General features: G+C 55.4%; 9 protein-coding genes. 4 read left to right on the top strand and 5 right to left on the bottom strand.

The window, feature by feature from the left end; genetic code table 11:
- Window positions 1–6 precede the first annotated feature (6 nt).
- Genes Q0718_RS08395 through Q0718_RS08380 form a run of 4 tightly spaced genes read left to right on the top strand, consistent with a single transcriptional unit; the run spans window position 7 to window position 3,893 of the window.
- The gene (locus tag Q0718_RS08395) at window positions 7–870 is read left to right on the top strand and encodes a glycosyltransferase family A protein (RefSeq protein ID WP_298916558.1); all 864 of its coding nucleotides are present in this window, start codon (window positions 7–9) and stop codon (window positions 868–870) included.
- A gap of 9 nt (window positions 871–879) precedes the next feature.
- Complete coding sequence (locus Q0718_RS08390) at window positions 880–1,941, top strand: nucleotidyltransferase family protein (RefSeq protein ID WP_298916270.1); 1,062 nt, start codon at window positions 880–882, stop codon at window positions 1,939–1,941.
- 29 nt (window positions 1,942–1,970) lie between these two features.
- Window positions 1,971–2,918: a class I SAM-dependent methyltransferase gene (locus tag Q0718_RS08385; protein ID WP_298916267.1), complete on the top strand. Its 948-nt coding sequence runs from the start codon at window positions 1,971–1,973 to the stop codon at window positions 2,916–2,918.
- A gap of 18 nt (window positions 2,919–2,936) precedes the next feature.
- Complete coding sequence (locus tag Q0718_RS08380; protein ID WP_298916264.1) at window positions 2,937–3,893, top strand: Gfo/Idh/MocA family oxidoreductase; 957 nt, start codon at window positions 2,937–2,939, stop codon at window positions 3,891–3,893.
- 29 nt (window positions 3,894–3,922) lie between these two features.
- On the opposite strand, the gene Q0718_RS08375 is transcribed toward Q0718_RS08380, so the two are convergent.
- From Q0718_RS08375 to Q0718_RS08355, 5 genes are all read right to left on the bottom strand, one after another.
- Window positions 3,923–5,599 (bottom strand): hypothetical protein, encoded by a 1,677-nt coding sequence (locus Q0718_RS08375; RefSeq protein WP_298916262.1) that lies wholly within the window; start codon window positions 5,597–5,599, stop codon window positions 3,923–3,925.
- A complete protein-coding gene (locus tag Q0718_RS08370; protein ID WP_298916259.1) occupies window positions 5,596–7,482 on the bottom strand; it encodes a hypothetical protein in 1,887 nt (628 codons plus the stop codon). Before Q0718_RS08370 ends, Q0718_RS08375 begins: the two co-directional genes overlap by 4 nt.
- Window positions 7,483–7,552: 70 nt before the next feature.
- Window positions 7,553–9,649, bottom strand: a complete 2,097-nt coding sequence (locus tag Q0718_RS08365) for a hypothetical protein (protein ID WP_298916257.1) — start codon at window positions 9,647–9,649, stop codon at window positions 7,553–7,555.
- Complete coding sequence (locus Q0718_RS08360; protein WP_298916255.1) at window positions 9,630–11,333, bottom strand: hypothetical protein; 1,704 nt, start codon at window positions 11,331–11,333, stop codon at window positions 9,630–9,632. The genes Q0718_RS08365 and Q0718_RS08360 overlap by 20 nt, the downstream gene beginning before the upstream one ends.
- Complete coding sequence (locus Q0718_RS08355; protein ID WP_298916252.1) at window positions 11,305–12,858, bottom strand: hypothetical protein; 1,554 nt, start codon at window positions 12,856–12,858, stop codon at window positions 11,305–11,307. The genes Q0718_RS08360 and Q0718_RS08355 overlap by 29 nt, the downstream gene beginning before the upstream one ends.
- Window positions 12,859–13,156: the final 298 nt, after the last annotated feature.

Raw genomic sequence — 13,156 nt, 5'->3', positions numbered from 1 at the left:
GTGCGCATGGGATCACCATCCATTTCCGTCGTGACGCGCACGTTCGGCCGACCCGACGCTTTGGCGCGCGCGGCTGAGGGCTTGCGCATGCAAACCGCGGTTTTCGACTGGGTCGTGGTCAATGATGGAGAAGATCCGATCGATGCCGGCAGTCTCTCTGGCGTAGGCATAGCTCAAACCGTGATCGACGAGGCCGAACATCTAGGTCGTGCACGCGCCGCCAAGATGGGACTGGATGCGGCAACTGGCGATTATCTCATGCTGCACGACGATGACGACGCATTGGTTCCGCAGGCATTGGAGCGCCTATCACACTATCTCGACGCCCATTCAGACGATATCGCCGTGACATGCGGATATGAGAAGGTTCTCGAAGAGGGCGGGCGCCAGACCCTTCTGAAACGCCACGCTCCGGAACTGCTGCCGACCCTTTATGACATGGCGGAGCGCAACCGAATTCTGACCATCGGCACCCTATTCCGTGCTTCCACCTATCGTGAGGTCGGCGGGATGAACATGCGCGTTGATGCGCTCGAAGATTGGGACCTGTGGCTACGCCTGATGACCAAAGGCGATATCGGTGTCATTCCGGACATACTGGCCAGACAGTTCGTCCGTCCGGACACGCAGACGGGGGATGCCGCTAACAGCCATAGGCGTGAGCACGAAATCGCGCGAGTGCGCCTGTTGAATACTTGGCTAAGGGCGGATATCGAGGCTGGCCGGACGGGTCTGGGCGAACTGGCACATCGGCCACATGCGCGCTTTATAGAGGAATCCCGCGACCGGCTGCGCCGTGCAGGCGCGCTCAAACGGAAAATCATGCCGTGGACGCGAAAGTCCGGCAGTTCAAACACCGAGACAGAGTAGGGGCAGGTCATGGATATTCAGGACGCCGCATCATCGCGCGCCTCGCAGACAATGAGTTTGCGCCAAGCGCTGGAGCAGCTCGAGAAATCCGTCACCAAGATCCTGTTGGTGACGGACGAGAAGGGAAGGCTCGTCGGGACGGCCACAGACGGCGATTTCCGCCGCGCCATCATTAGCGGTGCGGAACTTGACGACACGTTGGACAGCATCGCCAATCGCACTCCGTTCGTCTTCAGGGATGACGATCTGATGGATGTCGAGTCCGAACTCGTCTCCCGCGACATAGACTACGCCCCGATCGTGGATGCAGACGGCATATTGCTTGGTCTGGCAGGCCAGAAACATTTGCCGCGTACATCCGACAAGGTTGCTCCCATCGTGCTCATGGCGGGCGGGCTGGGCCGCCGCCTGATGCCGCTTACGGAAAATTGTCCGAAGCCTCTTCTCCAACTTGGTGACAAGCCGATCCTCGAGCATATCATCCTGCGCTTCCGAGAGCAGGGATTCCGCCGTTTCTACATCTCGATCGGCTATTTGGGTCATATGGTCGAAGATTATTTCGGTGACGGCGATCACATGGACGTACACATCAGCTACATTCGCGAGGATAAGCGTCTCGGCACGGCCGGCGCCCTGTCGCTTCTACCCAGGAACATGGGGATGCCGTTCATCGTCATGAATGGTGACCTTCTCACGGACATGGATTTCGACGACCTGATCGGCGTCCACGTCAAGACGGGTGCGACGGCCACCATGTGCATTCGTGAACATCGCACGAACATTGCCTTCGGCGTCGTGGAAAGCGATGGTCATCGCTATCAGGAGACACGCGAGAAGCCGACCCTGACCCACCACATCAACGCCGGCATCTACTGCGTCTCGCGCGAGGCCCTCCGCTACGTTCCCGATGACAAGTTCTACGACATGCCGACCTTGTTTTCTGATCTGGTGAACGCCAAACACGACTGTTCTGTCCACTTGATGCGCGACACCTGGATCGACATCGGTTCCAAAAGCGAGTTCGAAGCAGCACAGTCGCGCTTCATGCCTAGTGACGAGGAAGGTCAGTAGGCGGCTTAGCAATGCCTCGGAAAACGAATATGAGCGATACGAAACGACCCCGTACGATCGCGGTGATCGGCTGCGGCAACATCGGCTCGCGCCTGCTGCAGTCAGCGGCAACGGTAGAGCTGGAGAATTTAAGCGTCTTTGGTGTGGAACCTTCCGAAGCAGCGCGCAACTTGAGTGCGGAACGTTTTGCGCAAGTCGGGCGCACCGATGGCCGCGTCAATATGCTGAAGATGGTCAATAGCGCGGACGAGCTTCCCGAGACGGTCGATCTGTTGATCATAGCCTGTTCGGCGCACCAGCGAATGGATGCGCTTTGCTCTACGCTCGCCCGGACACGACCGCGCGCGGTCATGCTGGAAAAGGTCCTATTTACCGCGGACAGCGATTACGACCGAGCTGCCGAGCTGTTGGAAGGCATTCCGACATGGGTGAACACGACGCGAAACATATGGCCGGATTATCGGTCTCTAGCAGCTCGTCTAACGAATGCACCGCTTTCTCTGGAGGTCACCGGCTCCGACTGGGGATTGGGCAGCAACGGTATCCATTTCCTGGCCCTTGCCGAGCTTCTCGCAGATAGCGAAATCAAGACGATCATGCTAAACGACGCGGATGCAAGAGACGCCAAGCGCGCCGGCTACCGCGAACTGACCGGAACTTTGCGGGCCGAATTGGCCGATGACAGCGTAGCCACTCTGATATCCAGACCCGGCAATGGAGATCCTATCTCAATCAGGGTCGAACAGAACGGAAAAGGCTACGACATCAGTGAAACCGGCGGCATGATAAATTCCGACCCTTTCACGATACTCTACACTAGCCAGCTCGGGTTTGCATTGCAGGAGATGGTCGCCGAGCGAACCTCCAACCTGCCTACACTCGCACAATCTTCGCGCTTGCACCGCCTCTATCTCGACGCGTTACGTCCCGCCATTCACCCACAGGCGCCGAATGGCGACCTCTGCATGGTGACTTGATCCAAGAAAGCGAGCCTCATGAGTCCTTCTGTCAAAGTCGCACTGATCGGTGCCGGACCCATGGCCCAAGCCTACGGCCATGTGCTGAAAGCCGATGGCGTGGACAGCATCGTGGTCGGCCGCGGCGAAACGTCTGCCGCCAAATTCAAAGACGTTGTTGGCCTCCCTGTCCTGACCGGCGGCCTAGATGCCAACCACGACGCGCTGAAAGACTGCACCCACGCCATTGTCGCGTTACCGGTTCCCGTCCTGGCAGAAGCGTCTATCACACTCATGGATGCCGGGGTCCGCAACATGTTGGTGGAAAAACCCGCCGGACTGAACGCCCAGGAAATCGCATCGGTCGTCGCCAAGGCCGAGATTACGAACAGCGATGTGTTTGTCGCCTATAACCGCCGCTTCTATGCGTCTGTCCAAGAAGCCCGCCGCCGCATCGCAGAGGATGGGGGGGCGACTTCCTTCCGCTTCGAAATTAGTGAATGGTCGGACCGCATCGGGCCGTCCGCACAGCCCGACAGCGTTAAGGCCTCGTGGTTTCTTGCCAACTCCACCCATGTGGCGGACATGGCTTTTTTCATGGGTGGCTTCCCCGACATGATCGAGACGATGAGCGCTGGGACAACAGGATGGCATGATCCTGCCGTGTTCGTCGGTCACGGGCTCGCGAAGACTGGAGCGTTGTTTTCTTATCATGCCGATTGGAACGCAGCGCCGCGTTGGATGGTCGAAATCTGCACGAATGGGCGGACCTACATGTTCCAGCCACTCGAAGGGCTCAAGATCCGCACCAAAGCCGGCTTTGCCGTCGAAGAGATCGAGTGTGAGGGCGCATCCGACGATACCGATTTCAAACCCGGCATCCGCCGCCAAGTAGCGGCCTTTCTGTCCCCGGACGGCTCCCCCCACCTATTGCGCGTCGCCGATCAACTCGATCATCAGAACCGCATTTACGACGTAATGGTAGGTGGATCCTAACTTGTAAGCCGGCCATCCCCATAAGGGCGCTAATAGGAGAGTTCCGCCGTGTCCTTGAGCCATTCCGCAGCGTCTGCGAGTTCGGGTCGGCGATCCATCAATGCGTGCAAGGCAGCAGTGACGGCGCGATCCGCATTCCTACCGTCAACAGGCCCGAAATAATGCGGCAGGTTTCCGCGCAATTCAGCAAGAATCGGCTCTTTGTTGGATGTTGACAGGATTTCGGCGACGACAGATTTCATCTCCTTGATGCTTTCCGCCGGCAAGGCAATTTCGCTAAACATGGTGTGGCGGTTTTTTTCGTAGAGGAAATTGATTTCATCCAGCCACAACGAGACCGGCACGCAGTCGCTGGCCAAGGCTTCGCTAAACATCGAACTGACCGAGGACACGAATATGTCTGCTTCTCCAAGGATGGCGGCATTATGGAAGCCTTCCTCGTTGGTGACGATCCGCACAGGCCCCGTAATCGTTTCGACAAACTTGCGAATGTTTGAAATGTCGTCGGAAGGGTGCGGTTTGACGACGACCACCGTTCCTGGATGCTCACGCGCTACGTCGATCAGAGCTACCATGGCGGCCTTGTAGGAATTCCAGCTAAGACAGCATAGCCCGTCATTGTCGCCGGGGTTCTTGGCATAGAAGGTCCGGTGGTTGGCGCCGTACACAATAATCGGACTGTTGGGCTGCGCGCCGATATGCTCCCGGAACCGCGCCGACCGTCCGGCTGGTGCTGCGTCTCCGAAACTATCGTTACGCGTCCGGCCGACGGCGACCCAGTCGGAGGGATGTTCTTCGACACGGACGTCCAGCATCTCCGCCTGTTTCGGACCCCAAAGCAAATGCAGATCCGGGCTGATCCTTTTCGCTGGTCTACCGTCGCCGTCTCCCAGGAAGAAAGGTGTCAACATTTCCTCGCCAATTCCGAGTTTGACGTTGGCGGAGAAAACGTCGGCGTCTTGGGCGGCCTGCAACAACCCCGGATTTGAGTCCAGACGTCCGCCAATTATCATCAGCGGTGAGAAGTGGTCGAACAATGCCTTCCAGTGGGCATAGTTGGTGATGTCGTTGGCCGCGATAACGGGCGCAAAGCGATCGAGGCCGAGTTCGACCTCCTCGTAAAGCGGAATGCCCTTGTAGGAGAAAGCGGCCTTGAAGCCTGAATCGTCGCGGACTTCGTCCCATTTCTTCTGGAAGTGATTGCCCATGGCAAGGCGTAGATTGGCGATCGAAGACCCTAGCCCGGAGAAATCGACGTCGCGCGCCGTTTCCGGAAAGCGGTCGGAATAGCTCAGATGCTTAGCGTCAAACTCCGGTGCTCTGCCCATGTAAATGACAACCAGTTCCCATCCCGTCTTTTGACAAATCTCGACAAGGGCTTCCGGTATGTTCTCGGCATACTCGTCGCGTTGCACCAGAGTATTCGTCTGCGGATCAGGAAACCAGCGAACCCCGCTGCTACCACGGGTCACAAAAGCGATTCGATTCCGGCTCGGGTCAACTGGATGAACGTTCGACAGGCTAGCGCGAGCTTGCTCGATTGCTTCATCGAGCTCGTAACCGACTGGCAAAGCCGGCTTGGCTTCGGATTCGAGTGTGGACGTCGAAAGCCGGTCAGCTACAGGTTTTTCCTTCACTACTCGCGAGTTTTCCTCGCTTTCGTCCACGGACTTCCGCTTTCCGAACAGTTTTTGCAGAAAATTCATTGACCGTCATCCTTGGCAAGGGCCTGTATCAAGGCCTTCGCGGTCGTGACAGCCTCGGTCAGCCGTTGCGACTCCAATTTGATCGCTTCGATTGATTGCAGGTCGCCATCGAATGTTTTTGTTTTGGCGACGAGGATCGCCTCCGCTTCCGAAACTTTTCCTCCCTTTTTCTTCATTTGGTTTTTCAGCAACATGGACTGGGCGTCTAATGCGGTCGTCAGTTTCACCATGTGTGCCAGCGCGAACATCCTCGCGGGGATGCCAGCACGTTCTTGCTCGGTTACTTGGCCAGAAGCGACTCGATCTTTCAAACGCCTTGTTTCCGTGTCTACGCGTTCTGGTAGAGAATTGTTGGGAAGGCGCTTGCGGAAGACTTTCAGCGCCTCCTCTAAAGCATTAAAGGCGTTCTTTCTGCGCTCAGCCATGCGAGTTTGCGCTTCATGTTGTTTCTCATAAAGTCTGAATTCTCGCATCAAGAGATGGGCGTTGGAACGTGTAGCACGGGCATGTGGGACCGAGGCTGAAGCATCATCACTGTTATAAAGGTCTAGCCACTCGCGGAGCTCGGAACGAAGATGTTTCAGGCGTTCGAAAATGTCGGGCGCCGAATGTTCCAACCAAGTTCTATTCAAGGCATCTTCGACTTGTGGAAGCCATTCGGAAGTCCATCCGACTGCATCTTGCAAATCCAAGTCCCGCAACAGATTGGCATTGTCCTGTTCAAAGTCTCGCAAAGTGTTCAAGTGCTTATCCAGGACCTTCTGTAAGATTGCATCGTCGATCTCTACATCATCGAGATTGAGCTTCCGATACGTTTCGAGAAAAGCTTGACCAACTATTGTGTTCTTGTTGTACTTTTCGGTATTTTCTATCCGATCAGCAAGACTTCTGAGCCGATTGCGGATCTGAATGGTGCGCTTAATGGTAGCTGTCCGCAAAGCTTGCTTACGTTTGATCTGTCGCAGGCGCGCAACGTCCTTTCGCAAGACAGAATAAGCCTCCGCTCTCTCCGCCTGGGCAGATGCAGTGAGTTCGAGTTCACGCAGTGTTGCGACGCTCGCAGTATTAGATTCAGCGTATTCAGTGTCGAGCATCCTCAAACGACTTCTCATGGCTTCCGTCGTTTCCGCATTAAACCCCTCACTGCTCATATTTTTAATAACTCTCCGAATCGCAGCAATGGATCCATCAAGGCGTTTAATGCGCTCACGGTAAGTATTCTCACGCTTGACGATGATTTGTAGACGTTTCCTGCGCAGATCTTCGCTTTGTTTTCGAATGTTGCTGCGCCCAGCTTCGATATCGGCTGTGATACATGCTAGGTGGTCAATATACAGCTCTGCTGACTGAGGGCTTAGCAGACTTGTTTCGTCGATGAGTTCGCGCCCTTTTTGTTTTACAACGCGTTCGGCAAAGTCACGTATCCAGCTCAATTCCCGTGATTTGCCGAATATGACGACAGGGCTGTCCGGAGATGCTTCCAAAGCGGCGAATATGATTTCCAGAACCCCTATTCTCGCATGCATGGCCAGCGTGGGTCGCCAGACCCAACCCCCATAGGCGATTTTATCGCCGTCATAGGTCATATGATCCGCAAGTGAGCGCCCATTTTCTAACTGCGTTGATGGAAGAGCCAACTGCCATTCATATGCCTTGCGGTATGACTGGTTGAAGACTTCGCCATCCACCAGATCAAGCGGCCTAAGAATTCCGGGAACGTGTTGTGTATAGGCGTTATAGGACAGAAGGACTTCGATTGGCTGTCCTGTACCGATTTCATCCTGCAATGCTTTGCGAAAGGATGAAAGACCGGGTGAGAGGATATCGACATAGAGCGCTAACATAAGGTCTGTCTTTTTTCTCTGATCGGCAGATTGGCGCATGGTCCACCCATCAGCTGCCCTATAATGCTCTGAAGTTAGTACGGCTTTGGAAAATAGTTGAAAGCTTAGATCAAAGTCTTCGATATTTTACAATACGAGATTTGGTGTGATGCAAGCGATGTTTGACGAGACGAGATGTAGTGTAATGCAAGCGATTTGCCCATGACCACGCGACTTCCGTCCATGCTCTAGGCGGAAGAGGCCGTGTGGGCACCCTATCCGGCGAGAGAATGAATTCCGTCGTTCGTTCCAGCGTCAATCCGTCCCGGAGACAAAGTAGGCTCGGAGCCGAATCCAGGTCTTCTAATTGGCCTTGTTCGAACGCATGAAGCGCTTCCGTCACTTCTTCAGCCGTCTTTGTTTCGTGCGCCACACCCAGTTCATTTAAATCAAAGGGTGTCCTTGTCCCGAAGGGATTGATTACCAGAACAGGTTTGCCTAGCGCAAATGCTTCAAGGCCTACTGTGGAGAAATAGGTCGTAACAATGTCAGACACGCTTACCGCTTCGAGGGCGTTGAGCTCCGTGTCTATGATACAATCGATACCGGCCGCCTTTGCCAGCTCTCGATATCGGGACCGATAGGCGGGAACCTCGTTCGGATGCGGCTTGCACAGAAGGGTATAGGGTTGCCGTGCTCCAGCGATTCCGGCTGCCAGCATTTCGAAAATTGCTGCGGCCTTGTCCAATCCGATAGGCTGGGAAGCTAACATCACCACTGCCCTGTCATCACCCAATCCTGACAAACGAGGATGATCGACTAGAATTTCGTCCCGGGTCACGCCGCGCATGGGAAAAATATCATACTCCAACTTGGGGCCGCCTACCGTTTTGATGCGTTCTCCCGGAAACCCCAAATAGTCGCGATATACGCCTTCGGACAAGGATTCGATCGATAGGACATAGTCGGCTTGCGGTCGGATATAGCGAGGATTTCTGGACAAGGTCCCGCTCTGTATTTCGACGGAAGGAACGTTATGACGCCGTGCTAACTGCGTAAGGACGCCTGACTCTATGGTGCGTCCAGGCGTTACGACCACACGTTTGGCTTTTGCCACATGTGGGGACCAAGCTTGTTCGAGATGTACGATCGAACGAATGAAAGCCAATCCGTATACCCGAAGGTAATCGGACAATACATGAGCGAAAGCCCGATAGGTCGGATTATCGTCGGACGAAATATGGTCTTCCAAACTATCTGCAACCAGCGCGATGATCTCGCGATTGGGACCGAGGGTTTTATGTCGTGTCGGGTCGGGATGTTTCGAACAGAGGTTTAGCCGTCCAGAGGCCAATGCGGATTCGAGCGAAAACTGTGTTACAAATGCCTGCGTATCGGTCGGTCGAGAGTCCGCGACGATCATATCGGCTTTATCGACAAGAGCGACGATCACGGGCGCGCTGGTCATGCGGTACTGATGGTCCATGAGATTGGTACTGATGATCACCCGGCCGCTTTTGGGCGGAGTGTCCGGCCTCGGGATTGGTAAGTCGTGCAACTTTGCAGGTACGGCCGAGACGGTATCCAGCGAGGCTTTCATGTGGTGTACGGCCGCACGTTCAGCATTGTGCTGAAAATTTGCAATCACATCTATGTCTTCGAGCATGGCAAACGCACTTCGGTATATGGCGTAGCCATATGGCGAGGGTCTAATGAGATATATAAGCTGCGTTGCGTCAACTTCTCCCATTGCGATCCGTAATTCCAGCAGAGGCCGCATCTGGGAGACCAAGCGGTCCATCATGCCGATGGAAAAAGGCTCCTGCATTTCAGGCGCGAGCTTCCACAATGGCGTGCCATACCCATCGCGATAAGCGGACTGAAGCGCTTCAAAGGTATGGATGGCAAACTCCATGCCCTTGGCGTAGAGAGTGGCGTCGTAATCACTGTTGATTGTTCGATATTCGACGATGCGGTCCGCGATTTCCAGGCCTCGTTCGGCCATTTCCGTTGCGATGACACTACGCACCTTGCTGGCGATGAAATAGAATGGCGGGTGATGAAGCTTGTTCTCTATTGATTGCAACGCCGTAAACAATCCGTCGAAATTCCGCGTTGGGTCAATCCAGACCATAGTCCGGCGCATTGCTTCCTCTTCCGATACATCCTCAATCGGTCGTGCACCAGGAGCTGTGTCGAGACTGAGTTCACTCATGTTCGTCATCATCTCCAATTGTTTCGGAATTTTCCTTGCCGAGTTCTCGAACCAACTGCAACATCGAAGCGGCGTCTTCAAACCTCTGGATGCTCTCGGAGTCCCATACTAGAACCGGCAGGTCGGCTCCGACACGTGGAGCGAGTGCAGGGTTGGCGCAAACGTAAACAGTATGTGCGTCTCTTAACTCTCCGTCCAGCCAGACACGTTCTTCAGGCGTAAGTCGGATGTAATCGCCAGCATCCACCAGAATCAACCGTTTGGCGAAGCCGTTGCGCTTAGCGTAGCGCACTGCAATCAAGAAACGGACCGGCGGAGGCAGAGACTGCAATCGGGCTTGGGTCAATGGCGCATCTTTCAAAGCCATGAGTTTCTCAAAGTCTTCGGCTCGGCGTGCGCTTTGTGGAAAGGCTTCGAGAATGCGGGATTTCAGCATTTGAGGAGACAATTGCAGCGTGTTTTGATAATTCTCGAACAATGGCGGGTAGTTCGAAGCCAGCAAGGCTGCAGTCTGGACATCGATTACGCTTGTTCCACCCTGAAGGACATGGCGCATATAGCTCTGCGCAACGGACCAGGATGCACCATCGGGATGGACGTAAATCACGGAAGCGGGCGGTGGAACCAGTCTCTTGGCTGTGGTGGGCGTTATAGAAGTGTCGCGCAGGTTGGATTTCAGCCGGATGAAACTCCCATAATAGGGAAGCTGGCTGACAACGGACACGGATTGATTGACACAGCCGCTCAGCTTTCCGATCCCGAAACGCAAAATGAGGCCGTATATCAGCACGGCGGCCACCTCCGTGAGATCGATGCGTCCGAAAACGATCAAGAGCGCCACTATGGCGACAATCACGAATGTTAAGGTATCCATGACAAGGGTCAGGAGGATGCCCAACGACAAGCGATGGCCGTAGGCTGAAACGTATGTTTCATCATAGGAATCGTCGGCGGATTGTGCGAGTGTGTTGCCCCATCGATTGGCGGAGAAATGGCGATTCACTCCGGCAACGAATGCGGCCGCCGCCCGACTATGCGCAATCGATGCGGCCCGAAGTTCCTCGTTTCGGGCGATGCCAGTGAGAACCACAAAGGCGCTCAATGCCAGAAAAGGAACGATAAGGACGGATACGATGAAGGTCCACATCGGGTTTATGATCCAGAGTGCGCCGTAACAGGCTAGAAAAAGCAGTCCCGGAAAAATGATCTGCAGCACAGATGCATAGGCCAGGCTCGCATAGCGAGCTTCGGACGACATGAGGCGGGTGATCTCCGATTGTGTAAGACCCGAACTCAGAATCCTATAGCGACTTTCAAGATCTGCGAGTTTTCCGCGCATCCACCGCACATTCGCAGCCAAATATTTCGTGGTGGCCTGAATTATAGCACGTTGTGTCAGAAAGGGCAGGATCGCGGCGAGTGCGCCTAGGACAGCCAAACCGACAGCCAGGACATTTTGTTCAAAGACGAATGATCCGATCTGTATTTCGCGGCCTGTCACGAGTCGAAACAAGAGATAGGCGAATCCGATCTGGGATATTGCACCGAGCATGCTGAGCATCGATACATAAACGATCCGTGCGGCATCGTCGCGCAGAATGGTTTTCAGAAAAGCCCGCAGGCTCGCCAGCGTATCTGTGTCTATCGTGTGCCTGTGAAGAGCGGCGCTAATCCGACGCATGCGGTGTCCGCCCATTTTTCTTCGCTAAACTACGCAAGACCGATACAATACGTTCGGCGGCACGGCCGTCACCATAGCGCGTATCGAACCGCTTGCGCAACTCCGGTCTCCAAGGTTCGTCGGACCCCTTGATTGCGTCGAGTTCGCGATGCAATGCTTCCTTGCTGGCGATATGATGTGCCGCGCCGCGCCGGTCGAAGTCGACGATCCGACCGCGGACCGGATGATCCAGGGCAAGCGCTGGGATGCCAAGCGCTCCGGCCAGAAGCGCGACATTGGAATAGAACGTGACAAGGACGTTCGCGTCAGCCAGATCGCCGCCGACACGCGGAGCGGATGACATAACGACTTGCGTGGATCCAGCTGAACGCCTCAGGCGGTCGAGCATCCAAGCCCGCCTTGTCGCATCCTGCGCAGGGTGGGCGCGCAAGATCACACGCGTGTTCGACCGAGTGTGACAATACCTCCCCAATGCATCCAACCAGCTTTTCATGGCGTGCTGCGACAGGGGTTGTGCAGCCAGCAGAATGTTGAAGGCCCCGCGTGACCCCGATGGGACGATGTCGGCGAGTTCCCGGTCGGCCATGAGCGAACCGACGACGGATATGTGGTCGGATGCAACCGCAAAGTCCGTTGCATAGTCTTCGGCTGTATATCGGTCTGTCAGGAGACACATATCGGCGACCGGGGGGCGGTAACGGCCCGACGCGCCGGTTAGAAGAACTTGGAGATCGGCTGTAGCATGACCTGCCGCCTTTGCTGCGAGGCCAAGGGTGCGAAAGCCGGCCTCGCGAGCCGGGCAGCCGACAACCACTGCATTTGTCAAAGCAAGCAATTCTTTCTCGCTTTCCAGTCGAAGAGCATGGAGGCCCATTAGATACGGCGTCGCGGCTTCCAGTTGCGGACGGAGTATCGAGAAAAGAGGGACGAGTTCGGGACAATCCTCCAATGCATCGACCGCCGCACGAATCACGGCATCGGCCGCATCGGCATCTTTTGGAAACTCTGCGAACGACAGAACGCTCTGCAAACTGTCCGGATTGCGGGGTGCGGTGGAGTCGAAGTCGAGGAACGCGCAGTGTGCGGTAGCGGCGGCCTGGGCGATGTCGGTGACACTGTTATTGTAGATTTCCATGCGGGATGACATGGAAAACAGGAAGACAGGTCGGGAGATTGTCGACCGTGGCAGTCTCTTGCGAAGCGCGCGGCTCAGCCGACGTCGTTTTCTATCCAGCGAATCCTGCAGTGCCGATTTTTCGGGTCGGGGCGGGGGGACGAGATCGAGCCAGATCGGCACCGATGGTTCCGCGCCAAGGCGAGCGACGGCAAGTGCCGGCAAATAAGACTCCACCGCACAGAACTGGCTTCGACATGGATCGCAGTCCCGCAAAGCCGCGCGAAGCAAGGTCACAGATTGGATGAACCGATACAACACGTCGGAAATATGCTCGCCCAGAACCGTACGGAATGAATCGTCGCATGAAGGCCACCCCTGTCCCGGTAATCGGTCGGCGATCGCTGCACCGTAGCGGTCAGCCATGACTGATGCGGCGTGGTTGGCCTTGGTGGAAACCGACCCCCAACGAGTGGCGATATCGGCGATGTCGACTGCGACTGACACGGATTTCCGCGGGAAGATGCGGGCGACTCGAGCCGCCAGGGCCCTAGAGTCTCCCCATCGAGTGGATATTACGGCAATATCATCAACGTCTTGGGAAGATAGGACATCCAATCGCTCGGCCGTAACGTGCGATGATGCGACAAGTATAATTTTATTCGTTTGTGGCTTTCTTCGTTCCGATGGTATCGACGAACGGAATCTTGAAACGATTGGAGAT

This window comes from uncultured Algimonas sp. (assembly GCF_947498175.1).
Lineage (GTDB): Bacteria > Pseudomonadota > Alphaproteobacteria > Caulobacterales > Maricaulaceae > Litorimonas.
The sequence above is the reverse complement of the archived record's forward strand: the minus strand, read 5'-3'. Positions and strand labels throughout refer to the sequence as shown.